Source organism: Flavobacterium poyangense (genome assembly GCF_011751075.1).
Taxonomy (GTDB): Bacteria; Bacteroidota; Bacteroidia; order Flavobacteriales; family Flavobacteriaceae; genus Flavobacterium; species Flavobacterium poyangense.
Map to the genome: position 1 here is coordinate 1 of NZ_JAALLN010000022.1, position 23,214 is coordinate 23,214.

Sequence of the window (23,214 nt, forward strand, 5' to 3'; positions counted from 1 at the left end):
TCGCTCTAAAGTGGAATCCTGACTATTATTTCTCATCGTAACAAAATTTATTAAAATTAAATTTTGTTACCGAAATAAGTAACCTTTACAGGAATGACAACTAAGCACCTTCTTGGTAATAACAAACATATGTTCCATAAAAAAAACCGGCAATCACTTGCCGGTTTTCTCTATTCAGATTAAAAGGATTATCCTTTTAACCATGCGTTTTTAAGTTTCTCTTTTGAAGCATCTGTAGCTTTAAAAGTTTCTGTTTCTTCGTAAGGTAATTTTACGGTTCCTTTTATAGTTTGTTCTACACCGCCACGTTTGATTTGAAGCGTGATTGCATCGTTATCTTTCCAGTTTTGACTTTCTGTAATTAAATCATAGATGTTAGTTACGGAATAAGGTTTACTGTTTACAGACACTATGATATCACCACCTTTTAAGTTTAGATTTTTGAAAAAATCATTTGATTCAATGTCTGAGCGAACCAGAATTTCTTTTGTTTGTTTGTCAATAGTGATATAAGGAGTTTGCCCTTTTAAGAAAATTTGTCCAGGTTTTTTCTCCATTGTTTTTGTTACACCAACTTTTGCCAAATAAACGTCATAAGGAATCGGAGTTGTTCCTTGTACATATGCTTTTAAGAATTCTCCAACTTCAGGATAAGTTAATGATGTGATTTTTGCAAAAAGCTCATTGTCATTAAATGGTTTGTCGATACCATATTCATTAGATAATTTATGCATTAAATCAAGAATTCCTCTTTCTCCGTTGCTTTTTTCTCTGATGATGATATCAATACACATACCGATTAAAGCTCCTTTTTGATATACATTTAAATACTGATCTTTATAAGGTTGGTCTAAAACGTTTGCACTCATTACCGTAAATGACATGGTGTCGTTTAAATGCTTAGACTGTTCTATTTTATCAGCAATACGAGTGTAGAATTCACTTTCGTCAATTAACGCTTGATTGATTTGAAAAAGATTAGCGAAATATTCTGTTACGCCTTCATACATCCATAAATGTTCTGACATTTTTGGTGCATTATAATCAAAATACTGAATTTCTTTTGAATGGATGGTTAATGGAGTTACAATATGAAAGAACTCATGAGAAACCACATCTTTCATAGATTCTACCAGTTTGTCTTTTGGCATTGATTCCGGTAAAACTACCGTTGTTGCTGTAGGATGTTCTAAGGCTCCGAAACCATGTGCATCATCTTTAGCCATGCTTGATAAATACAATAGAACAGTGTATTTTTTAGTAGAATTTACTTTCCCTAAAAAGTTTTTCTGCGCGGTCATCATGGTTTTCATTTCCGGAGTAATACTTTCTGCAGTAAATTTTCCGGTTGGAGAATATACCGCAATTAAAATATCCATTCCGTTTACATTAAAAGTAGTGTAATCCGGTTTTGAATACATAATTGGATTCTCAACCAAAACAGCATAACGTGGCGTTGTAAATACATCGCTTGTTTTGCTGGCATCTTCGTCTGTCATTGACGTTGCTCCCCAAAGTGTTTCCGGATGTGTGATGGTCACTTTGTAAGGAACATCTAGTTTATCTTTAAAATAACCTACAAAACCGTGTGTGTTGACCATGAAGTTAACTCCTGCGTTGATGTTGGTACCAGCCGGTGAGAAAACATCATCATTACCAAATCCGGTTCCTTTTTCTGTATCAAAAGTATCACCAACCAAATAGGTAATTTTTTTTAATGTTTTTGCATTTGAAATAGACCATGAATTATCGTCAATTCTTTTTACGGTCAAAGCGTTTCCTTTAGCATCATAAGCTTTAAAGTCATCAGAGAATTTACCGTAATTATCAGTAGAATAAGTTCCCGGTACTGTTTTAGGGATGCTGTAAATTACCTCGTCTGTTTTGATTTGTGGAGGCATAACTGTTACCAGAACCTTATCGTCTTTTACATCTGTAAGGTTAATGTTAACGTCAACGGTATTTGATTTTGCAGCTCCGGAAGAAGATCCCGTTTTACAGCTCCATAATGTTATGGCGAGCGCTAAAGTGTAAATTATTTTTTTCATTATGTTTGAGTTTAGTTATTTGTGTTTGACTGACAAAATGTAAAAATGTTACAGAATTGTGAGTAAACTTATAAAAATAAAAAAAAACTCCTGATTTACAGGAGCTTTATTTTTAGTCTAATTTGTTCTTTATATAATATTTGCCATCCAAATCTTCATCAAAATCATCAATTTTAACGGGTTTTGGTTTAGGTTTGTTTGCTAAAGCCTTTTTTTTCCACATCTCAAATTTTTCAAGAGGCATCTTCTTCTTCAAGATTTCCAGTACTTCTTTCTCTGCCAATCCAAATTCTTTTTTTATAATTTCAAATGGATTTTTTTCTTCTAAGGCCAACGAAACCAGCTTTTCCGTTTGTTCCCAGTTCAATTCTTTGCGGTTACTCTTTTTCATCTCGTGAAAATTAATTCAAAAATAGGTGTTAATGATTAATAGATTGATTTTCAATTTATATATCAATATTAATAAAAAAAATAATTAGTTGGTTCGATCGGGGATATTTTTTTTATGTTTTTAGCTGTTTTTTGCTGATCTCGATTCCTGAAAGGGAATATGGAGTAAGTTTTTTAATTTGTTGTTTTCTTCCGGCAGCATGTGTGTATCTACGCCATAAATCAAATCTTCTTTCGGAAGAGAGGTAAAAGTTCCGAAAAGACGATCCCAAATCGAGAAGATATTTCCGTAGTTACTGTCTGTGTAAGGCAGAACATAATGATGGTGTACCTTGTGCATGTTTGGAGAAACTAAAAAATAGCTTAAAAAGGCATCTAGTTTTGTTGGCAGAGCGATATTGGCATGAGTAAATTGAGAAGCTACGACGGATAGGGATTGATATAAAAACACCATCCACATTGGACTTCCAACCAGTAAAACACCAAGTGTAGTAAATACAAAACGAATTACACTTTCTCCCGGATGATGTCTGTTGGCACTTGTAGTGTCAATCCAAGTATCGGTATGATGAATTAGGTGAAAACGCCAGAAGAATTTTACTTTATGCTGCACAAAATGGGCTAAATAGGCCCCAATTAAGTCCAGTAACAGCAATCCAATGATGGTGTAGAGTACGATCGGAATTTCGGGGAGCCAGTTTAAAAGTCCAAAATGATGTTCGGTTGTCCAATTGGCAGTCTGAATTAGAATAAAGGCCAGAATAAAATTGACAATAATGGTAGTAAAGGTGAAAAAGAAATTGATACCGGCGTGATTCCATTTTTTATATTTCATCTGAAATAACGGAAAGGTATTCTCAATTATCCAAAATAAGGTTATTCCTCCAATCAGAATTAAGCTTCGGTGGGAAGAGGGAATCGTGCTAAAATAGGCTATTATTTCGTTCATGATTCTTATAAGTATTTTATCAAATTTAAGTAATTTATTGATACTCTTTTGAATAAAGTTCTTTCAACCTCTGTCATTCCGAAGAATAGGGAATCACACCTGAAACTCCGCGAAGAAATTTTCTAATCTTTGTCGAATTACTAGTGTGATTCCCCATTCTTCGGAATGACAAAAAAAGTAGCTTAAGTTGTTTAATGTTGCTAATCGTTGTCGAATACTGGATGCGATTTCTCCTAAAGTCGAAATTGACATAAAAAAACAACTAAACTAGAGGATTGTTTGACTTTGTAATAAGTTAAAGTGTAAACATAAAAAAAGAGAAAAACGAAGGCATTAACTTCACTTTTCTCTTTTATGTAATGTAGTAGTAGGTGTAATTTATCTACTACTATGATTTTTTTATGAGACTGATAATAAACAGTAGAATCCAGGCACCTCCGGCAGCTATAATAATTTGCCACAACAGGCCTCCGCCACCAATACCAAGTTTAGCTGCCAGCCATCCGCCAAAGATTCCACCAATAATACCAACGATAATATTGCCAAAAAGACCAAAACCTCCGCCTTTCCACAACTGACCTGCTAACCATCCTGAGATTGCTCCGATAAGTAAAAAATATAAAAAGTCCATAAGTTTATGTTTTTATAATTATTAATTGATTTTGGATGCTTGTTTTACGCTTTGTCGTGATTCTGCAGTAAGGTTTTGTATATAAATCCTGCGACGATGGCTCCCAATATCGGGGCTACCCAGAATAACCAAACTTGAGATAACGGTTCTCCACCAACAAAAACAGCCTGAGATAAAGATCTGGCAGGATTTACGGAAGTATTTGTGATTGGAATACTAATTAAATGAATTAATGTTAGTGCCAGACCAATTGCAACCCCGGCGAATTTTCCGTTGGCAAATTTATCTGTAGCACCCAAAATTACCAGTAGGAAAAATAAAGTCAAAACAAATTCAGCTATGAAGGCTGATTGCAAAGTATAGCCATCAGGAGAAAAGGCTCCAAATCCGTTTGAGGCAAAGGCACCGGCTTTTGTATTGTCGATTGCAAAACCGGCTTTTCCCGATGCAATAGTAAACAAGGTACCTGCGGCAGCAAGTGCTCCAACGCATTGTGCAATGATATAAGGAACAAGGTCTTTTGCAGGAAATCTGCCTCCGGCCCATAAACCGAATGAAACTGCAGGATTAAAATGTCCGCCTGAAATATGTCCAACAGCATAAGCCATTGTCAGGACGGTAAGACCAAAGGCAAGTGCTACACCAGCAAATCCAATTCCTAAGTCAGGAATTCCGGCTGCAAAAATGGCACTACCACAACCTCCAAAAACAAGCCAATAAGTTCCGAAGAACTCTGCAAATAATTTTTTCATAGTTAAATAATTTTAATTAATATTTAGTTGTTAACGGGTATATACATACGCCCATAAAATCAATGCGACTTGTAAGGGCAAGCGTATTAATAGAATGAAATTTAACAAAGAAAAACCCTTTTTGCTCTTTTGAAACATATACCAATTGGCAGGAAATACAGCAATTAACAAAGCTATAATTCCCCAAGCAGCAATAACTGTTGAAAAAGGAAGGGTGAGGAGGATGCCCAGAATAATTTCGGCAGCTCCACTTAAACTATTTAATAATTTGGGGTTCTGAAAATAAGGGGGAATGATGGTAATGTACATTCCCGGGTTTTTAAAATGATTGATTCCGGCAATTATATATAGAAAAGCCATTAGATATAAATGCCAAGGTAAATTCATGATATCACTTGTTTATCACGAATTTATAAAAAAATTAACAAATATTGTATTATATTAAGTTCTTTTTTTTGGAACTATATAAAATCGATTACTTTTTGCCTTTGAAATTTACATTCATTATAATGATCGCCAGTATGATTAAAACAATACCAACCCATTGTAAAAAGATTACTTTTTCATCCAGTAAAACATAAGCCATCATTACGGAAACAGGAAGTTCAAGTGCAGAAACGATACTTCCTAAACCAATTCCTGTTAGAGGGAAACCAGCATTCATTAACATCGGCGGAATAATGGTTCCGAATAAAGATAATATAATTCCCCATTTCAGGAAAATTGCAAGGTTAAAAGGAGTTACCTGAGTAAAAAAGGCAAAAGAGAATACAATTACAGCACCACCCATAAGCATGTACAAACTACGTTGTGCAGATGAAATTCCGGTTGCAACACGATTTGCAGTAAACATGGTTGTGGTAAAAGAAGCAGCTGCCATAGCGCCCCATGCCATACCTCTCCAGTCAAGTGCTACTTCGTTGTGTATAATATTGGTTGCTAAAACAGTTCCCAGCAGTACAATAAATACGGCGATAACTTTTTGTTTTGAAGGTAATTTTTTTTCTAAAATCATTTCAAGTAAAACCCCCATCCAAACGGTTTGCATTAACAAAACAATACCAATTGAAACCGGAATATACTTTACAGCAAGGTAGTAGAATAAACTGGTCATCCCCAAAGAAGTTCCGGCTGTCATCAGACTAATGATGTTTTTGGATGTTGCTTTTACAACGCTTTCTTTGTTTTTGACCTTCTGAAATGCATTAATAAGTAAAATACCAATTATACCCAATACAAATTGTGAAGTGGTAACTTCGGCAGTGGTATAGCCTTCTGAGTATGCCATTTTTACAAAAGTGGCTAACATTCCGTATGTTGTAGCACCAATTGCAACTAAAAATACTCCTTTTAATACATTATTTTGTAACATCCTAACTTGTTTAGTTTAAAAAATTAAAGCCGGCAAAGGTAAGCTATTTTGTTTAAGATTTAGTGTTAAAACTTCAAAAACCTTGTCATTGCTGTAATTTTAGCATTTGTTTTGGTGCTAAAATTGTGGAATTGAGGGAAAGTAGAAACGAAAAAACCACCAAAAGAATTTTCCTTTGGTGGTTTTTTTATATAAATCTCTGTGGCAATTATTTCACAGGCTGATTGTTGTACGTTTCGATTTCGAAAATTAAAGTAGCATTTGGCGGAATCACACCTCCGGCACCTTTTTCTCCATAGGCTAAATTAGAAGGAAGAAAGAAGATTGCTTTTTCTCCGTCAGTCATCATGTCTAATGCTTCAATAAAACCCGGTATCATTCCGTCTTTTTTACCTACTGCAAACGGAAAGGCCTGATATCCTTTTTGCGCATCTCTGTTAGCGTCATATTTGCCATACGCTTTTGCTACATTGGCAATGCTGCTGTCAAAAAGATTTCCGTCTTCAAAATAACCGGCATAGTGAAAATAGATGTTAGACCCTTCAGGAGATTTTACTCCGGAACCTTTTTGTGTGATTTTATATTTTAAACCGGAAGCTGTTGCAGTTGCTGTAGCTTTAGTTGCTGCAAAGTAAGCCGCTTTTTCGGCAATTACTTTTTGGTTTTCGGCTTTTTTAGCTTCTCCTTTTTTAGCATCATCGCTGATTACTTTTAAAGCATCAAATTTCTTGGCTGCAGCACCTTTGCGGGCGATTGTAATTTTTGTCATGATATCATCCTGAACTATTTTGTTCACAACGTCCATTCCTGAAACTACGTGACCGAAAATGGTGTGTTTTCCATTCAACCAAGGCGTATCTTTATGTGTGATAAAAAACTGACTTCCGTTGGTAGCCGGACCTGAATTGGCCATAGCCAAAACGCCGCCTTTTTCAAATTTTAAATCGTCTACGAATTCGTCTTTAAAGGCAAATCCGGGACCACCTGTACCGTTTCCGTCCGGATCACCACCCTGAATCATAAAATCGTTGATAACTCTATGGAATTTTAATCCGTCATAAAATGGTTTTCCTTTTAGTTTTTCCACTTTCATATTAGGATTTTTTCCTTCAGCTAAAGTAATAAAGTTAGCGACTGTTACCGGAGCTTTTACATACTCTAATGACAAAACGATGGTTCCTTTAGTGGTCTCAATTGTTGCAAAAATTCCTTCGGCAGCCGTTGTTGCTTTAGGAGCTACTTTTGTTGTAGCCGTTTTTGCAGCTGGTTTTGCGGCCGGTTTTTTTGTCGCTTGTGCCTGAATATTAACTACTGCCAGACAGAATAAGAATAGAAGTTTAAATTTCATCGTATTTAGAATTTAAGTCTATATTAGTTATTGTGGTTTCTCTAATAATTGAATTTCGAAAATGATATTCGCATTTGGTGGAATAACCCCTCCGGCTCCGGTTTCTCCGTAAGCTAAATGTGATGGAATGAAAAGAACGGCTTTATCTCCAAAAGAAAGTTGCTCGATTCCTTCAATAAATCCAGGAATCATACCGTCTTTGCGACCTGCCTGAAATGGAATTGGCTGGTAACCTTTTGCTTCTGCTCTTGCCTGATCAAACTTTCCGAATGTTTTACAAACTTCTTCTACGCTGCTGTCAAATAAGGTTCCGTCTTCTAAGAATCCTGCATAATGAATGTACAATTGTGCTCCTGTTGCAGGTTTTTTACCGGTACCTTTTTCTGTGATAATGTATTCTAAACCAGTACTTGTTTTAGTAGCTTTTGGTTTTAAAGAAGCATAATAAGCTACTTTTTCTTTTTGAACTCCTGCGTATTTACTTTTTTCTTTCGCTATTTCTGAAAAATAATCGTGAAATACTTTTACGGCATCAAACTTTTTTGCTGCCTCACCATTTCTGATAATTGTAATAGTTGTGATATTATCGTTTTGAACAATTTTATTAACGACATCCATTCCTTTATCCACTACGTGACCAAAAATCGTATGTTTTCCTTCTAACCACGGAGTCTCAACATGTGTGATGAAAAATTGACTGCTATTTGTTCCGGGCCCATTATTTGCCATTGCTAAAACACCGCCTTTGTCAAATTTTAAATCAGAGAACTCATCCTTAAATTTGTATCCTGTATCGCCTGAACCAGTTCCCAGAGGATCACCGGTTTGGATCATAAAATCAGCAATAACACGGTGGAATTTTAATCCATCAAAAAAAGGTTTCTTTTTAAGGTTTTCATCCGTTACAAATTCATTTTTGCCTTCAGCTAATGTTATAAAATTGGCAACTGTTATGGGTGCTTTTTTATAATCTAATTCTACAATGATACTTCCTTTATTTGTTTCAATTTCAGCGTATAAACCATCTGGTAAGTCACTGTGTTTGTCTTTACAAGAATAAAACGAGGTAGCGGCTAATAGTAATATTAAAATACTCTTTTTCATTTTTTTAATGTTGTTTTTACGGGTTTAAAGTGTCTTTTTTAGTCTGAACTGTTGGCTTTGGAGCTACCGGTTTCGGAGTTTGTGTACTCGGAGTCGTTGCTTTTGGCGCTTCTTCAGGTGTGAAATTTCTTAAGGTAACGGTGCAAATTAAGGATTGATTAGGTCCTATTTTTTTATTGTCTCCATGATAACCATATGCGATATGTGATGGAAATAAGAAGTTTACAGTTTCGTTTTTACGCATCAGTTTTATACCATCGCGCAATCCCATCATGATCTCTTGTTTGTCTACATGATAGGTTTGTGGACCAAGTTCAGCTTCAGGGTAGATAATTTTGCCCTGAATATCTTTTATTTCCAGATTGTAATAGGCAATATCTCCTCTTTTTGGTCGTAAAGTATCAATGAGATTTTGCTCCTCATAGGCGTACCAATATCCTTTTTGTGAAGCAAAATACTTTACTTTAGGATTGCTTTTGATTATTTTCTTTATGATATCTTCTTCGCTGGCAACTAATTTTTTGTTCCGATCAGCTGATTTTTTCATGAAAGTACCCGAAGCCCTAGAAATAGGTCTTCTGGCTTCTTCGTGTTGCTTACAGCCTACCAATAAAACGGCAAAAAGTAGGGCACAGCTGCTTAGTTTTAAGTAGTTCATATAGGTTATATTGCTAGTTTAGTTATTAAATCTTCAAACTTTTGAATAGTTTCTTCCATAGAAACGTCAGATCTTCCGCCGGCAGCATTACTATGTCCTCCGCCGTTAAAATGATCTCTTGCGAATTGGTTGACGTCAAATCCTCCTTGTGAACGGAATGATATTTTAATAATCTTTTCGTCTTTATTCTCTATAAAAATAGCAGTAAAAAAGATTCCTTTCATGCTTAATCCGTAATTAACAATTCCTTCGGTATCGCCTTTTACATAATTAAAAGAATCCAGTTCGTCCTGAGTAAGCGTAGTATAAGAAGTTTTATATTCTTCAAAAACTTTCATATTCTGCAAAGCACGACCTAATAACTGCAAACGGCTGTAGGAACTATTGTCAAATAATAAAACCGGAATTTGCGTGTTTTCGACACCCAAATCAATTAATTCGGCTATGATGCGATGCGTATTTCCAGTAGTTCCCGGAAAGCGGAAAGAACCTGAATCGGTTAGTATTCCGGTGTAAATACAAGTAGCAATGGTTTTGTCTAAATCTTCTTTTTTGTCTAAAAAAGAAATAAAATTGTAAACCATCTCACAAGTAGAACCAAACGAAGTGTCAGAATACATATAAGCAGCATAATCATCAGGTTTTTGATGATGATCGATCATAATAAATGGCGCTTTTAGCTTTGCTAAGGTATGTTCCATTTCACCTGTGCGATGAAAAGCATTAAAATCCAGCGTAAATATAATTTCTGCTTCTTCTAATATTTTCGTACAGTTTTCAGTGTCTTTTTCAAATATTTTTACAGTTTCAGAGCCCGGTAACCAAGCTAAGAAATCAGGAAAATCATTAGGTGCAATCACCGTTGGCAGATGATTGTTTTTTAATAAAAAATGGTATAAACCTAACGTAGAGCCCATGGCATCACCATCAGGACCTCTATGCGGAATGATAGCGATTTTCTTTGGGGTTGCGAGCAACAATTGTATCGCTTGAATATCTTGTATTTTCATAGTGTGCGAATTTACATTTTTTTAATGTAATGTTGAAAACAATTTGGAGATTAACACACTTTTAGCGATTAAGGTTGAAAGTTGTGTTCTTTGGCTTCGCTTAAGATGTTCTTCGGCTTCGCTCAGGATGTTCTTCGGCTTCGCTCAGAATGACAATAGGTATTGATTTTCCCTTCGACTTCGCTCAGGATGACAGTCGGTATTGATTTTCCCTTCGGCTTTGCTCAGGATGACAGTGGATATTGATTTTCCCTTCGGCTTCGCTCAGGATGACATTGAGTATTGATTTGCCTTTTGGAATTTGGAATTTTAAAATTGGATTTACCTATAGGTTTTCCAGCTCTTTTCGCTGTAATTTCTGGTACAATTTGTATTTGGCGCCTTTGACAATTTGTGATTTGTAAATACCAACTGAGCCCGAAGAAAAATAGGCAATAGTACAGGAAATAGCGATAAATAGCCCGGGTTGAGTGCCAAACAACTCCATTCCCATGATGGTGCAGGCAATGGGGGTGTGGGTCGCACCCGAAAATACGGCGACAAAACCCATACCGGCCAAAAGGGCTATTGGTATAGGAACGACAAGGGAGAGTGCGCTTCCTAAAGTAGCGCCGACAAAGAATAATGGAGTTACTTCACCACCTTTAAAACCTGCTCCAAGTGTAAATCCTGTAAACAGAATTTTGAGTAAAAAGTCATACCACGCATTTGCATTTGAAAAAGAATCCACAATTACCGGTACGCCTAAACCGGAGAATTTTGTGAATCCAAAGCCTGTAATGGCGATTGCAAGAACGATTCCTCCAACAAACGGACGTAGTGGGGGATATTTGATGTTTTTCGAAAATAGAGAACTCCAAAAATGAGTAGTTCTGGAGAACAGCAAAGCAGCAAATCCGAATAGAATACTGATAAGGATAGTGTAGAACAAATTGGTCAGATTGATTTCGGGTACATCGGGGATACTGTAATGCGTGTGTTTGACCTGCCAGAATTCAACTGTGAAATAAGCAGCATAAGCCACTAAGAAAGATAAAAAGATGCTTTTTAAGTTGATTTTACTAAAATACAGTACTTCCAAGGCAAAAATAGCTCCGGCTAATGGCGTTCCGAAAACGGAGGCAAACCCTGCGCTGATTCCCAAGATAATCAGAATCTTTCTTTCTGAGGGATCTAATTTAAAAAGCTTTGTAAATTGATCGGCAATAGCACCTCCCATTTGTACAGCTGTGCCTTCACGTCCGGCAGAACCTCCAAATAAGTGGGTCAGTAAAGTTCCTAAAAGAACCAGAGGAGCCATTTTAAACGGAATGGTTTTCTTTGGAGTTTCGTATTCTTCCAACAAGAGATTATTTCCTTTTACAACCGACTCTCCCCAATGATGATAGCTCAATCCGACCAGTAGTCCACCAAGGGGTAAGAGCCAAATAATCCAGTTGTGATGGATTCTAAATTGTGTAACCCATTCTAACGAAATTAAAAAAAAGGCAGAAGCCGATCCTGAAAAAACACCAATCAAAAGACAAATGAGAACCCACTTAAGTGTTGTCAGGAGTATTGTTTTAGAATTAGGTAAGGTCATTTACAGGTTTAGTTTTTTTAGCCACGAATTTCACAAATTTACACGAATTTTTATTTTAAAAAGAAAGCAATCTTCATAATCCCAAAATCTGTGGCAAAAAAAGTCGAGTGTTTTTTAGCCACGAATTACACAAATTTTTATTTTAAAAGATTGAAACGTTTAAAAAATACACGCTTAATCTGCAGCAAAAATAATTAGTGCAATTCGTGAAATTCGTGGCAAAAAAATTACTGCACAACAGCTGTAAATTCAATTTCAACTAAATATTCGGGAGCGATCAGTTTGCTGATTTCGTAAAATCCGGTTGTAGGTTTTACATCTTTAAAAAAGGAAGAATGTGCTCTGGCAACATCTTCAAAAGTATTGATATTAGTAGTGAAAATGCGGGTTCTGATTACATCTTTCATTCCGACATTTAAATCTTCCAGGACTTTTTCTACACGTTCCAGAATATTAAAAGTCTGTGCATAGGCGTCGTCAGCTTTTACTTTGTCGCCGTCAACAATTGCTACAGTTCCTGAAACTTCGATGATATTGCCAATTCGTACGGCGCGACAATATCCCATTTTGTCTTCCCAAGGTGATCCTGTTAAGATGTTTTCTCTTTTCATTTTTTTACTGTTTTATTGATTTGTTTTAGTCCTTTTAAAAACAAAATCCGGTTAGTTAATTAGGCTGCAATTTATAAAATACGAAATTGAAAAGAGCAAATTTTGTTTGAAATCGTTTTGAAAACCAAGCTTTTTTGTGATATTTTAAGAAATGGATTTTTATGAGTTATTCTATTTGATGTTGTTCGAAAAGACGAAGTTTATTCTGAGTTATCGTCAGATTTTGTTGCAGTGTTTCTATTTTGTTCAGGAGATGAGCGATGGCATCTATGCCTTCAAAATTAATTTTCAGATCATAATGCAAACGAATCATTTTTTCTATAGCGGGCAATTGTTTAATGTATAAATATTCGTCATTTTCCTGAACAATAATTTCTACCAGCCCGTAATTATTTAGTTCGGTTATAAAGGTGTGTTCAATTTCGTGATAGGTGCAAAATTGTTTGATTTGAATTAGATTTTTAGTGCTCATGACTTCTTAGTTTAGAAAGTTCTTCAAATAATTCTTTTTCTTTTTTGGACAGCTTTGTCGGAAGTTTCAAGTTGTAAGTAATATATAAATCTCCAAACTGACCTTCTTTTTTGTAGATCGGAAATCCTTTTCCTTTTAATTTGACTTTTGTTCCGGGCTGCATTTCTTCGGGGACTTTTATCTTTACTTTTCCGTCAAAGGTGTTAATGAAAATCTCGCCTCCGAGAATGGCGGTATATAAATCGAGAGCAACATCGGCGTAAAGGTTATTGCCTTCTCGTTTAAAGTCGGAATTGTTTTCGATGGAGAAAGTAATGTACAAATCGCCATTAGGCCCTCCGTTCGCACCAGGTCCACCATGACCAGGGAGTTTTATGATTTGACCGTTTTCTACTCCTGCGGGAATTGTAATCCGGATGTTTTTGCCATTTACGGTCAGATTTTGTTTGTGTGTGCTGTATGCAGCATTTAAATCTAATTGTAATTCGGCATTGTAATCCTGACCTCTGTATTTAGATTGGCTTCTGTTGTTTCCTGCCGAACCGTACATGGAGTTGAAAAAATCGGAAAAATCACTACCGGAGAAATCACCTCCCGAAAAGTCGCTGTAATCGGGATTGCTTTGTGGTCTGGTACGCTGTTGTTGGTTAGGGTTGTAACCGGCCTTTTCAAATTCGTCGGCATGTTTCCAGTCTTTTCCGTATTTGTCGTATTTTTTTCGATTTTCAGGATTGCTCAGGACTTCGTTAGCCTCATTTATTTCTTTGAACTTTTTTTCGGCTTCTTTGTCGTTTGGATTCAGGTCGGGATGGTATTTTCGTGCCGCTTTTCGATAGGCTTTTTTTATTTCGGCTTCAGTAGCGGACTTTGTAATTTCTAATGTTTTATAGTAGTCGATATAATCCATTTTTTATGTTTTTAATAAAGGTAGATTAAAACATTGAAGTTAGGAATAAGTTGTTAATTTTCAAAATGATATATTTTTTGAAAGGGAAATTGCGATTAAGAAGTAAGATATTAGGTGTGAATTTTTGTTGTATTAAAACTTATTTTTTTGATTTTTTGGCAGGTTTTTTGTTTCCAAAAAATAGCCTAATATATTGTTATAAAAGTCTTAAAGTTGTAGCGCCTAATTAAATTATGCTATTTTTGTGAAGCTATACTTGATTTTATAAAAATTAAAAAAGGCATTTGATAATACTTTTTTCAATGAAGCAAATTTTATTTTCCATACTATTTTTAACTGCCCTAACAGTATCAGCTCAGACTGAGTTTAGTACCAAGTTTAAGGCCATTCCGGCTCCTAAATTTAGTGCAAAACCTAAAAAACTTCCATCTCCGGAAATCAAAGATCCTGCAGGTACTAATTTAAATATCCCAAGTATAAAAACGCCCAATGTTTTTGATAATACCAGTATTACTCCTAAATCTAAATTTCAGGTTGGAGAGCAAAAAAGTACTTTTAGTATGTCAACCGAAACCGATTTTGCTAATCCGGGTGATCGTTATGTTCCTAAGATGGAAAAAGAGGTGGATAAAGCCTTAAGGGCGGAAGGACTTAGAGAAGGAAGGGGAGAATTGATTAAGAAAAATATCTCGTTAGGAGATTTTAGAACGCAATCGAATTATTTTGTTGTGAAATTCAGAGACTTTGGGGCTATTGATGGTGATTTAGTTAAGGTCTCATCTAATGATATAGTAATTAATCCTCAGTTGTTTTTGGATGCTAGTTTTAAAGAAGTAAGAATTACGCTTCAAAAAGGGTTCAATAAATTAGATTTTGAAGCTTTAAATATAGGTACTTTAGGAGGTAATACAGCAGAAATTCAGGTTTATGATGACAAAGGTGTATTGGTTACCAACGACTATTGGAATAATCTCGCTGCAGGTTTTAAAGCGTCAATAATAGTTACTAAAGAGTAGTTTTTTTTGAGGTACAAAGGTACAAAGGTACAAAGTGGCAAAGGTACAGAGGTAGAAAATAGATAAACTATAACCTGTTGGGTACAATTACTTCGTCAATTCGCTTTGCTCGGGTGGCAAAAATCATACTTAACACATAGAAACATAGCTTTTAGTTATGAAAAAGAGTATAGAAAAGAAACATATTTCTATCACATAGTCAATCAATCGACTTCGCTCAGACTGACAATTGAAAATTTAAATAAGTTAAACGCCTTTTTTCGTTTTCAAAACTATGTTCCTATGTGTTTAAAAAAAATACACCCAACGGGTTAAACTATAACTATATCCCTTTGAGCCTTTGCCACTTTGAACCTTTGCACCTAATAAGTTAAAAAGGATCAGCAGTAACTCTGAACTTCATATCTGCTTTTACCGTTACATCTTTGGTAAGCGTTTCTTTTAAGGTAACTTTTGTTCTGATTTTATATTTATCGGCTTTGATGTATTGGTCTAATCTGGCATCTGTGCTAATCAAATCAATTGTATTGCTTGTTGCGTTGATATTATCCTGATACGCTAATTCTATTTCGTCAGAGTCGTTTGTTGAGATATAGAGGTGAATTGATTTTAAGAAAGTAAATGTTTTTCCTTCAGGGTCCGTAATCGTTAGCCTAAGTGATTTTAGTTTTACATCTTTTACTAAACTCGCTTTGGTTCTGTTGTTGCTAAATTCAGCAGACGAGTTGGTGGTCACATCCGGTGTTATGATTTCCGAAGGTAAATTAATAGGGGAAGTACTTTTTATCTGAATCGAAGTTTCATTCGAAATTGTAAAAGTCAATAAATCATCAACAGAATTACAGGAAGCTAGAAATAAAGTAAGGAAAAAAGACAGGACGATTAATTTTGATTTCATGGGTTTTTTTGAAGTTGTTGAGTTTCTAAGTTACTGAGTGGCTAAGTTTTTTGTTTTCTTTTAATCTTAGGTAACGGATTAATTTAGAGATTTAGTATTAAATGTTTTTTTTGAAGTTTCTAAGTTGCTTAGATGCTAAGTTTTTTACTTTTAATCTAAGAAGCTCAGAACCTTATAGGCTTAGAATCTCAGTAAATGAGTAATTTCGGTTTTATTATTAAAATGTTTTTTTCGATACTTACGAAAAGTTGTTGACTTTGGTTTTTTCGAAGTCGGTAAGATATTAAGTTTTTCGTTTTTTAAATCTGAGATTCACAGATCCTTAGAATCTTAGAGTCTTAGAAACTCAGCAACTTTAAAAAAAAACTAAAATCAATTTTTCAAATTCGAATATAAAAAGTACTTTTGCGCATGCAACACAACGTACTTATTTTAGATTTCGGATCGCAATATACTCAACTTATTGCGCGTAGAGTTCGCGAATTAAATATATTCTGCGAAATTTTCCCATACAATCACTTCCCAAGTGATTTATCACCTTATAAAGCTGTAATTTTAGGAGGAAGTCCTTTTTCTGTTCGCGCAGAAGATGCTCCACATCCTGATTTATCTCAAATTCGAGGCAAGCTTCCAATGTTGGCAGTTTGTTACGGAGCACAATATCTGGCGCATTTTAGCGGTGGAGAAGTAGCTGCTTCTAATACCAGAGAATATGGTAGAGCTAATTTGTCATATATTAAGGAGAATGAAGTTTTCTTTAACGGAGTTTCAGAAAATAGCCAGGTTTGGATGAGCCACAGCGATAGTATCAAAGCTTTGCCGACAAATGCAGTAAAACTGGCGAGTACTCATGATGTAGAATTTGCAGCTTATAAAATTGAAGGCGAAACGACTTATGCTATTCAATACCATCCTGAAGTTTTCCATTCTACTGATGGATCAAAAATGTTAGAGAACTTTTTAGTTAACATTGCCGAGGTTCCTCAAAACTTTACACCAGGTGCTTTCGTAGAAGAAATGGTGGCAGAGTTAAAAGAGAAATTAGGTGACGATAAGGTTGTTTTAGGATTGTCAGGAGGAGTAGATTCTACTGTAGCGGCAGTTTTATTACATAAGGCAATAGGTAAAAACCTATACTGTATTTTTGTAAACAATGGTTTACTTCGTAAAAACGAATTCCAAAATGTATTAAATCAATACAAAGGAATGGGATTGAACGTAAAAGGAGTAGATGCAGGTGACCGTTTTCTTGGTGAATTAGCCGGAATCAGCGATCCTGAAACCAAACGTAAAACAATTGGACGTGTCTTTATCGAAGTTTTTGATGACGAATCGCATTTAATTGAAGACGTTAAATGGTTGGCTCAGGGCACTATTTACCCTGACGTAATCGAGTCAGTTTCTGTAAAAGGACCTTCGGCTACGATTAAATCACACCATAATGTTGGTGGATTACCGGATTATATGAAATTAAAAATTGTAGAGCCGCTTAGAATGCTTTTTAAAGATGAAGTAAGAAGAGTTGGAGCTACTTTAGGAATAGACCCTGAATTATTGGGAAGACACCCTTTCCCGGGACCAGGATTATCAATTAGAATTTTAGGAGATATCACTCCGGAGAAAGTTCAGATTTTACAAGATGTTGACGCTGTTTTCATCGAAGGATTAAAATCATGGGGACTATACGATAAAGTTTGGCAAGCCGGAGCAATTCTGCTTCCTGTAAACAGTGTTGGTGTAATGGGAGATGAGCGTACTTACGAAAAAGTAGTAGCGCTTAGAGCCGTAGAATCAACAGACGGTATGACTGCTGACTGGGTACACTTACCTTATGATTTCTTAATGAAAGTGTCAAATGATATTATCAATAAAGTAAAAGGGGTGAATCGTGTAGTATACGACATAAGCTCTAAACCACCTGCAACAATTGAGTGGGAATAATATTTTTTATAGTAAGGCGTTACAAATGTAACGCCTTATTTTTTTCTCCAATTCGTGTTAAATTCGGAAAATATTTTTATTTGGATGCAAGAAAAAGTCAGAAGAGGAGTTATAATAAGAACGTCATTATTGCTAAGACCGCAATTAATCTAAGATAATAAGCAAAAAAACAGGCTCTGGGAATCTCGCTTTAAACAAAAAGTAGTACCTTGTTTTTCGAATTAAAAATTAAATTGTTTTAAGCCCTATTATGAAGTATTATTTTACATTATTTTCGCTCGTTTTTTTAGTAACCTGCTCTGCTTTTTCTCAGGAAAAGGCCGTGAAGTATACGGTTTCGAGCGGAGAAACAATCAATCAAATTGCTCAAAAATTTAAGGTTACTCCTTATGATATTTACCAATTAAACCCGGACGCCAGAAAAGCATTGGCTCCAAATACCGTACTGTTAATTCCTACTAAATCAGATAAATCGGTAGCAACCAAAACAGAAGTAGCTTCTACAAAACCAAGTGCTTCCGGAAAAGTAATTACACATGAAGTACAGCCAAAAGAAACGCTTTTTGGGATAGAAAAAAAATATGGAGTTTCTGATGAGGCATTAAAAGCAGCCAATCCGTTTTTGGTAACGAATGGTTTGCAAATTGGTCAGACGCTTACTATTCCTTCAAAAGGAGCCGCAGTAAAAAGTACTGCTGCAGTAAGTGCTAAAGTCAATAAAGCACCGGCTCCTGAAAAATATATATATCACGATGTTTTGCAAAAAGAGACCAAATATTCTATCGCAAAACAATACAATACAACGGTTGAAGATTTAGAGAAGCGCAATCCGGAGATTGTTGCTAATTTAGCAGTTGGTCACAGGATTACGATTAAAGGAACTGCTCCAAAAACAGAGGAGACAGCTCTTGTGGTGGCCAAGGTAGCAAAAGCTGTTGAGCCTAAAAAAGAAGACAAACCTTCAAAAAAAGCAGTTACTTATATGGACTATCAGGTGAAACCAAAAGAAACACTTTATAGTTTGTCAAGAACGTTCCAGTTAACTCAGACCGAATTAACCGAATTAAATCCGTCACTTTCTGAAGGAGTAAAAGAAGGAATGGTTTTAAAAGTACCAACCGGATTCCTTGCACCGACTCCGATTATTGCGCAGCAAAAACCAATTGTAAAAGAAGGAGAGAAGTCAGCTGATGATTCCGAATTCGGAGCTATAAAAGTGATTGAAAAAACAAAATCGGAAACAGTTGGTGCCAATCCTGAAGTGGTTGAACTGACTAAAAGAAGAGGACAAAATGACCGTAAAAAATTAGTTTTATTATTGCCTTTTAACCTGGCTAAAATGCAGGCGGATACGGTAAGTAGTACTAATAAAATTAAAAGTGATAAATTTTTGAATATGACTCTTGATTTTTATTCGGGAGCTATGATGGCGATTGATTCAGCTAAAGTTTTAAGATTACCAATTGATGTTTCGATTTATGATTCACAGGAAACAAAAAACACTTCAAATACATTGACTTTAATTGCACAGAATAAGTTGCAGGATGCCAGTGCGGTTGTAGGGCCTTTTTATCAAAGTAATGCAGAAAGTACAGCTAATGCATTGCGTTCGTTTAATGTACCTGTAATTTCGCCATTATCAAAAGATGCAGCGAATCCAATTGACAATTTGTACCAGTCTATCCCAACAAATGATGTAGTTAAAAACGCTGTTTTTGATTATATGCGTGCTAAAAACGGAAACATTGTGGCGGTAGTTGATAAGAAAAAAGAATCGGTTGTTACCTATATTAAACAAAATCAAAAAGGAGTTGTTTTCGCTGCTTTGACAGAAACCGGAGGTTTAGATGTTGCAAACTTAAAAAGCTTGTTATTGCCTAACAGAATGAATTATGTTGTAATGGAAACTGCTAATACCGCTATGGTTAAAGCGACTATTAAAGCATTGATTGACGCGCAAAAAACCTGTCAGGTACAGTTGGTAATTTTAGAACCAAACAGTACTTTAGATACAGACGAAATTAGTTTTGAGAATTTAGTAAAATTGAAATTAATGTACCCTTCGGTAACGCGTGAAGGAAATGAACCGGGTGTTCAGATTTTTAAGAAAGAATATCGATTGAAAAATAAAGTAAATCCAAATACGTACGCTACTCGTGGATTTGATGTAACTTTTGATACCATGATGCGTTTGGTTCAGGGTAAAACGTATCAGGAAACGGCAGATTTAATGACAACAGAACAAGCTGACAATAAATTTCAATATTACAAAAAAGAGGATGGCGGACACGCAAACAAAGGTGTTTACATTTTATATTACGATTCAGACTTAACTTTAAAAGTAGCCAATTAATGACATCAAAAGTAACCTATTTAGGAGATTTAAGAACAAAATCAATTCATGTGCAATCCGGTAGTGAAATCATTTCAGATGCACCAATAGATAATAACGGAAAAGGAGAAGCCTTTTCTCCAACCGACACCGTTGCCAATGCTTTAGCAAGTTGTATGATGACAATTATGGGTATTAAAGCCCGTGATATGGAAATTAACATCAATGATTCTACAGCGGAAGTAACTAAAATAATGAACGCTGAACCAAGACGAATCGGAGCAATCGAAATTGTTTTTGAAATGAAAGGAACAACAGACGAGAAAAGCAAAACGATCTTAGAACGTGCTGCTATGACCTGTCCGGTTTTTTTGAGTCTGAATAGTGAAATTGAAAAGAAAATTAGTTTTAACTGGAACTAATTTTTAAGATTATATTTTTTAGAAAGCCTTTCGTAACAACGAAAGGCTTTTTATTTTGTGTCTGTGGCTACGGGAGTTTTGCGATTGCATTTTGTTTTTTATAGGACAGAAGAAATAGATTTTATGAGTTACGGTTATAGGAATAGTGTAAAGGAATTAACTCTCATAGCTTTTTAGTTTTTCTTCCAGTTGTCTGTTTTTTTCTTGTAACAATTCGATGTGGTCCATTATAAATTTAGGAATTGTAAATGTTTCTGCCTTAAGGGGATATTCATTGCTACTATTGCAGATCGTATCAATCTCATATATATCTTCTTTTTCTAAGCCTAAATGTTTTGCAAGTTTAGTCCATTCGGCTTCGGATATTTTCTTTAAACCATTTTCTCTCCTGGAATAATTTGCTTGTGACATTCCAACTAAATCTGCCAATTCTTCCTGAGAAAAACCTTTGTTCAGTCTGGCATTTAATAATTTTTTCTTCATTAAAGATATAGTTTAATAGGATTGATGATAATCTGTTTTTTTATGATTATACGTAACGTAAATCTGATGAAATAGCAATATATGCGGGTAAAAATAAAGATTGTAATTTTGTTAAATTCAAAAAAAAAGTTAAATGTCCTCGAACACATCTATTGAATTTTCTGTATAATATTCGCATGATTTTGCATAAGGATGTTTTTTGTAATCCTATATTTTTACTTATTATAATTATTTCTAATGTGTTAATTTTTTTATTTGATTAAGTTATGAATGTAAGAGTTTCAATTATTTGTTTTTTATTTTATTTGAATACGTCATTTGGACAAAGCTTAGAAGATAAGCGCGATTCTATTCCGTTTCAAAAGGAAGCGGTTTTTTGCAAAGTTTGGGGGTTCTTAAAATATTATCATCCCAATGTGGCTAGAGGAAAGTATAATTGGGACGAGCAGTTTCTGACTCAGTTGCCCTTAATTCAAAAAGCCAAAAACAAAGAGGAAATATCCTTAATCTATCTTAACTGGATTATTAGTCTTGGTGATGTAAAAAAGCAGAATATTTCCGAAGAAAAAGAGGATTCCAAATACTTTACTAAAAATTTAGATTTAGCATGGCTTGGTAATGAGCACTATTTTAATGCTGCTGTTGTGGAGAAGTTGCAGTTTATTAAAAACAACCGATATCAGGGAAAACCTTTCTATGTGGACAGAGCAAAGACAGGCAATATTTTGATGATTAATGAGAAAATGTATAAAGAAGCATTGTATCCGGAAACCAATATGAGAATTCTCAATCTTTGCAGATACTGGAATACTGTAGAATATTTTTTCCCATATAAATATATGACAGATCAGAAATGGGAGGATGTACTACCAGAAATGATTGGCAAATTTGTGCTGGTTAAAAATGAATTGGATTACAATTTAGCAATGTTGGAAACAGTGGTGAAAACTGATGACGCCCATGGCGTATTTATAACCGATAAAACGGCCGGCTTTTTTGGACAATTGTTTTTTCCTGCTACCTTAAAAATAATTGAAGGGAAGGCAATAGTAACAGGTATTCCCAATGATTCATTAGCAAAAATCAACGATTTAAAAGTGGGAGATATCATCGAGGAAATAGATGGCGTACCGATCGCCACAATTATAAAAAACAAATTAAAATATTTAAGCGGTTCTAACAAAGATGGCAAATTAAGAGGTACCTATTATTATTTAGCTAATGGAAGTACAAATACGGTTGATGTAGTATTGTCTCGCAATTCTGATACACTTCGAAAAAAGGTATCCCGATATCCGTATTATGCGATCTATAAAAGGGAAATTTCATCTGAAAAATATAAATTTCTGGAAGATGGTATTGGTTATGTAGACATGTCAGCTTTGCAAATGCCAGATGTTGACAAAATGATGAAACAATTTGAAAACGCAAAAGGAATAATTATTGACATACGCAATTACCCTAATTTTCTTCCTTATGTTTTGGCGCGAAGATTTATAAAGAAAAGTAAAGACTGTATCAATCTTATTGAACCTGATTTTACATACCCGGGCAGATTTCACCACAGAAAAACAATAACGATTGACCCTTTAAAAAACTATTTTAAAGGTAAAGTGGTCTTATTAGTTAATGAGCAGACACAAAGTAGAGCCGAGTTTAGCACTATGTTATTACAGGCAGGGGATAATGTAATCACAGTGGGTAGTCAGACAGCCGGAGCTGACGGGAATGTTTCGGATTTTTATTTTTTAAAAGACAGATCTATTTTGTCCGGAACCGGTATTTTTTACCCGGACGGTACAGAAACACAAAGAAAAGGTGTAAAAGTAGATATAGAAGTGAAACCTACTATAAAAGGAATTCAATCCGGTGTAGATGAAGTTCTTCAAAAGGGCATTGAACAAATAAAATAATGAGGCAGTTTCTGGATTGTGAAGTGGTTACTTAACCTGATTCGTCTTATCCTAGTTTGTAGAATTGCCTTTTAATTGTCAATGACGCAGGAGACCCGAGCGATAGCGAACAGGCGAGGTAAATAGCACTTGATACTTTATTCATTCATTCATTCATTCATTCATTCATTCATTCATTCATTCATAATTACCGTAAAATTGTCATTTCGACTTTAGGAGAAATCACAACAGGAATTCTATACAGCATATCGCCAATCTTTGTCGATTTACTAGTGCGATTTCTCCTAAAGTCGAAATGACATGTTAGAAAACACTGCGAGTTTTCCAGCCAAAAAAAGGGCATCTAATTCAATTAAGATGCCCTTTCTCACTAAC

General features: G+C 35.1%; 22 protein-coding genes. 5 read left to right on the plus strand and 17 right to left on the minus strand.

The window, feature by feature from the left end:
- Nucleotides 1-188: 188 nt before the first annotated feature.
- From G3A47_RS20420 to G3A47_RS20490, 15 genes are all read right to left on the minus strand, one after another.
- Nucleotides 189-2,048: a M61 family metallopeptidase gene (locus tag G3A47_RS20420; protein ID WP_166925773.1), complete on the minus strand. Its 1,860-nt coding sequence runs from the start codon at nucleotides 2,046-2,048 to the stop codon at nucleotides 189-191.
- Nucleotides 2,049-2,160: 112 nt separating this feature from the next.
- Nucleotides 2,161-2,439 (minus strand): DUF2805 domain-containing protein, encoded by a 279-nt coding sequence (locus G3A47_RS20425; protein ID WP_047775685.1) that lies wholly within the window; start codon nucleotides 2,437-2,439, stop codon nucleotides 2,161-2,163.
- 120 nt (nucleotides 2,440-2,559) lie between these two features.
- Entirely contained in the window at nucleotides 2,560-3,387 is an 828-nt protein-coding gene (locus G3A47_RS20430; protein ID WP_166925775.1) for a sterol desaturase family protein, read from the minus strand.
- Between the two features lie 388 nt (nucleotides 3,388-3,775).
- Nucleotides 3,776-4,018, minus strand: a complete 243-nt coding sequence (locus G3A47_RS20435; RefSeq protein ID WP_166925777.1) for a GlsB/YeaQ/YmgE family stress response membrane protein — start codon at nucleotides 4,016-4,018, stop codon at nucleotides 3,776-3,778.
- Nucleotides 4,019-4,062: 44 nt separating this feature from the next.
- Nucleotides 4,063-4,770 (minus strand): aquaporin Z, encoded by a 708-nt coding sequence (gene aqpZ, locus G3A47_RS20440; RefSeq protein ID WP_166925779.1) that lies wholly within the window; start codon nucleotides 4,768-4,770, stop codon nucleotides 4,063-4,065.
- A gap of 30 nt (nucleotides 4,771-4,800) precedes the next feature.
- Complete coding sequence (locus G3A47_RS20445; protein WP_166925781.1) at nucleotides 4,801-5,157, minus strand: DoxX family protein; 357 nt, start codon at nucleotides 5,155-5,157, stop codon at nucleotides 4,801-4,803.
- 88 nt (nucleotides 5,158-5,245) lie between these two features.
- Nucleotides 5,246-6,142, minus strand: a complete 897-nt coding sequence (locus G3A47_RS20450; RefSeq protein ID WP_166925783.1) for an EamA family transporter — start codon at nucleotides 6,140-6,142, stop codon at nucleotides 5,246-5,248.
- A 208-nt stretch (nucleotides 6,143-6,350) separates the two neighbouring features.
- Nucleotides 6,351-7,490 (minus strand): peptidylprolyl isomerase, encoded by a 1,140-nt coding sequence (locus G3A47_RS20455; protein WP_166925785.1) that lies wholly within the window; start codon nucleotides 7,488-7,490, stop codon nucleotides 6,351-6,353.
- A gap of 27 nt (nucleotides 7,491-7,517) precedes the next feature.
- Nucleotides 7,518-8,594 carry a peptidylprolyl isomerase gene (locus G3A47_RS20460; protein ID WP_166925787.1) on the minus strand — a complete coding sequence of 359 codons (1,077 nt, stop codon included), beginning with the start codon at nucleotides 8,592-8,594 and terminating at the stop codon, nucleotides 7,518-7,520.
- 16 nt (nucleotides 8,595-8,610) lie between these two features.
- Nucleotides 8,611-9,252 (minus strand): gliding motility-associated peptidyl-prolyl isomerase GldI, encoded by a 642-nt coding sequence (gene gldI / locus G3A47_RS20465; protein ID WP_166925789.1) that lies wholly within the window; start codon nucleotides 9,250-9,252, stop codon nucleotides 8,611-8,613.
- 5 nt (nucleotides 9,253-9,257) lie between these two features.
- Complete coding sequence (locus G3A47_RS20470) at nucleotides 9,258-10,262, minus strand: DHH family phosphoesterase (RefSeq protein WP_166925791.1); 1,005 nt, start codon at nucleotides 10,260-10,262, stop codon at nucleotides 9,258-9,260.
- A 325-nt stretch (nucleotides 10,263-10,587) separates the two neighbouring features.
- Nucleotides 10,588-11,844: a voltage-gated chloride channel family protein gene (locus G3A47_RS20475; RefSeq protein WP_166925793.1), complete on the minus strand. Its 1,257-nt coding sequence runs from the start codon at nucleotides 11,842-11,844 to the stop codon at nucleotides 10,588-10,590.
- Nucleotides 11,845-12,071: 227 nt separating this feature from the next.
- Nucleotides 12,072-12,455 carry a RidA family protein gene (locus tag G3A47_RS20480; protein ID WP_166925794.1) on the minus strand — a complete coding sequence of 128 codons (384 nt, stop codon included), beginning with the start codon at nucleotides 12,453-12,455 and terminating at the stop codon, nucleotides 12,072-12,074.
- Nucleotides 12,456-12,621: 166 nt separating this feature from the next.
- Nucleotides 12,622-12,927, minus strand: a complete 306-nt coding sequence (locus G3A47_RS20485; RefSeq protein WP_166925796.1) for a chaperone modulator CbpM — start codon at nucleotides 12,925-12,927, stop codon at nucleotides 12,622-12,624.
- On the minus strand, nucleotides 12,917-13,834 hold the full coding sequence (locus tag G3A47_RS20490) for a DnaJ C-terminal domain-containing protein (RefSeq protein ID WP_166925798.1): 918 nt from the start codon (nucleotides 13,832-13,834) through the stop codon (nucleotides 12,917-12,919). Before G3A47_RS20490 ends, G3A47_RS20485 begins: the two co-directional genes overlap by 11 nt.
- A 302-nt stretch (nucleotides 13,835-14,136) precedes the next feature.
- Between G3A47_RS20490 and G3A47_RS20495 the strand changes: the two genes are divergently transcribed.
- Complete coding sequence (locus G3A47_RS20495; RefSeq protein WP_166925800.1) at nucleotides 14,137-14,850, plus strand: hypothetical protein; 714 nt, start codon at nucleotides 14,137-14,139, stop codon at nucleotides 14,848-14,850.
- A gap of 370 nt (nucleotides 14,851-15,220) precedes the next feature.
- Here the strand turns inward: G3A47_RS20495 and G3A47_RS20500 are convergent, their stop codons facing one another.
- On the minus strand, nucleotides 15,221-15,748 hold the full coding sequence (locus G3A47_RS20500) for a hypothetical protein (protein ID WP_166925802.1): 528 nt from the start codon (nucleotides 15,746-15,748) through the stop codon (nucleotides 15,221-15,223).
- Between the two features lie 411 nt (nucleotides 15,749-16,159).
- On the opposite strand from G3A47_RS20500, the gene guaA reads away from it, so the two are divergent.
- The 3 genes from guaA to G3A47_RS20515 all read left to right on the plus strand — a co-directional run bounded on the left by guaA (nucleotide 16,160) and on the right by G3A47_RS20515 (nucleotide 20,443).
- Nucleotides 16,160-17,689, plus strand: coding sequence for a glutamine-hydrolyzing GMP synthase (gene guaA / locus G3A47_RS20505; RefSeq protein WP_166925808.1), 1,530 nt, complete (start codon nucleotides 16,160-16,162; stop codon nucleotides 17,687-17,689).
- Between the two features lie 250 nt (nucleotides 17,690-17,939).
- Nucleotides 17,940-20,042 carry a PBP1 and LysM peptidoglycan-binding domain-containing protein gene (locus tag G3A47_RS20510; RefSeq protein WP_166925810.1) on the plus strand — a complete coding sequence of 701 codons (2,103 nt, stop codon included), beginning with the start codon at nucleotides 17,940-17,942 and terminating at the stop codon, nucleotides 20,040-20,042.
- Nucleotides 20,042-20,443: an OsmC family protein gene (locus tag G3A47_RS20515; RefSeq protein WP_166925815.1), complete on the plus strand. Its 402-nt coding sequence runs from the start codon at nucleotides 20,042-20,044 to the stop codon at nucleotides 20,441-20,443. The genes G3A47_RS20510 and G3A47_RS20515 overlap by 1 nt, the downstream gene beginning before the upstream one ends.
- Nucleotides 20,444-20,599: 156 nt before the next feature.
- Here the strand turns inward: G3A47_RS20515 and G3A47_RS20520 are convergent, their stop codons facing one another.
- A complete protein-coding gene (locus tag G3A47_RS20520; protein ID WP_166925816.1) occupies nucleotides 20,600-20,926 on the minus strand; it encodes a helix-turn-helix transcriptional regulator in 327 nt (108 codons plus the stop codon).
- A gap of 266 nt (nucleotides 20,927-21,192) precedes the next feature.
- Here G3A47_RS20520 and G3A47_RS20525 point away from each other — a divergent pair, with 266 nt between their 5' ends.
- Nucleotides 21,193-22,839, plus strand: coding sequence for a S41 family peptidase (locus G3A47_RS20525; RefSeq protein ID WP_166925818.1), 1,647 nt, complete (start codon nucleotides 21,193-21,195; stop codon nucleotides 22,837-22,839).
- The last annotated feature ends 375 nt before the right edge of the window (nucleotides 22,840-23,214 follow it).

Bases quoted from the DNA above. Each gene is read 5' to 3' on its own strand.
- G3A47_RS20460 (WP_166925787.1), bottom strand. From the start codon at position 8,594: ATGAAAAAGAGTATTTTAATATTACTATTAGCCGCTACCTCGTTTTAT.
- G3A47_RS20510 (WP_166925810.1), top strand. From the start codon at position 17,940: ATGAAGTATTATTTTACATTATTTTCGCTCGTTTTTTTAGTAACCTGC.
- G3A47_RS20420 (WP_166925773.1), bottom strand. From the start codon at position 2,048: ATGAAAAAAATAATTTACACTTTAGCGCTCGCCATAACATTATGGAGC.
- G3A47_RS20475 (WP_166925793.1), bottom strand. From the start codon at position 11,844: ATGACCTTACCTAATTCTAAAACAATACTCCTGACAACACTTAAGTGG.
- G3A47_RS20470 (WP_166925791.1), bottom strand. From the start codon at position 10,262: ATGAAAATACAAGATATTCAAGCGATACAATTGTTGCTCGCAACCCCA.
- G3A47_RS20525 (WP_166925818.1), top strand. From the start codon at position 21,193: ATGAATGTAAGAGTTTCAATTATTTGTTTTTTATTTTATTTGAATACG.
- G3A47_RS20495 (WP_166925800.1), top strand. From the start codon at position 14,137: ATGAAGCAAATTTTATTTTCCATACTATTTTTAACTGCCCTAACAGTA.
- gldI (WP_166925789.1), bottom strand. From the start codon at position 9,252: ATGAACTACTTAAAACTAAGCAGCTGTGCCCTACTTTTTGCCGTTTTA.
- G3A47_RS20450 (WP_166925783.1), bottom strand. From the start codon at position 6,142: ATGTTACAAAATAATGTATTAAAAGGAGTATTTTTAGTTGCAATTGGT.
- G3A47_RS20425 (WP_047775685.1), bottom strand. From the start codon at position 2,439: ATGAAAAAGAGTAACCGCAAAGAATTGAACTGGGAACAAACGGAAAAG.
- G3A47_RS20455 (WP_166925785.1), bottom strand. From the start codon at position 7,490: ATGAAATTTAAACTTCTATTCTTATTCTGTCTGGCAGTAGTTAATATT.
- G3A47_RS20445 (WP_166925781.1), bottom strand. From the start codon at position 5,157: ATGAATTTACCTTGGCATTTATATCTAATGGCTTTTCTATATATAATT.
- G3A47_RS20485 (WP_166925796.1), bottom strand. From the start codon at position 12,927: ATGAGCACTAAAAATCTAATTCAAATCAAACAATTTTGCACCTATCAC.
- G3A47_RS20520 (WP_166925816.1), bottom strand. From the start codon at position 20,926: ATGAAGAAAAAATTATTAAATGCCAGACTGAACAAAGGTTTTTCTCAG.
- aqpZ (WP_166925779.1), bottom strand. From the start codon at position 4,770: ATGAAAAAATTATTTGCAGAGTTCTTCGGAACTTATTGGCTTGTTTTT.
- G3A47_RS20430 (WP_166925775.1), bottom strand. From the start codon at position 3,387: ATGAACGAAATAATAGCCTATTTTAGCACGATTCCCTCTTCCCACCGA.
- G3A47_RS20500 (WP_166925802.1), bottom strand. From the start codon at position 15,748: ATGAAATCAAAATTAATCGTCCTGTCTTTTTTCCTTACTTTATTTCTA.
- G3A47_RS20480 (WP_166925794.1), bottom strand. From the start codon at position 12,455: ATGAAAAGAGAAAACATCTTAACAGGATCACCTTGGGAAGACAAAATG.
- G3A47_RS20435 (WP_166925777.1), bottom strand. From the start codon at position 4,018: ATGGACTTTTTATATTTTTTACTTATCGGAGCAATCTCAGGATGGTTA.
- G3A47_RS20515 (WP_166925815.1), top strand. From the start codon at position 20,042: ATGACATCAAAAGTAACCTATTTAGGAGATTTAAGAACAAAATCAATT.
- G3A47_RS20490 (WP_166925798.1), bottom strand. From the start codon at position 13,834: ATGGATTATATCGACTACTATAAAACATTAGAAATTACAAAGTCCGCT.
- guaA (WP_166925808.1), top strand. From the start codon at position 16,160: ATGCAACACAACGTACTTATTTTAGATTTCGGATCGCAATATACTCAA.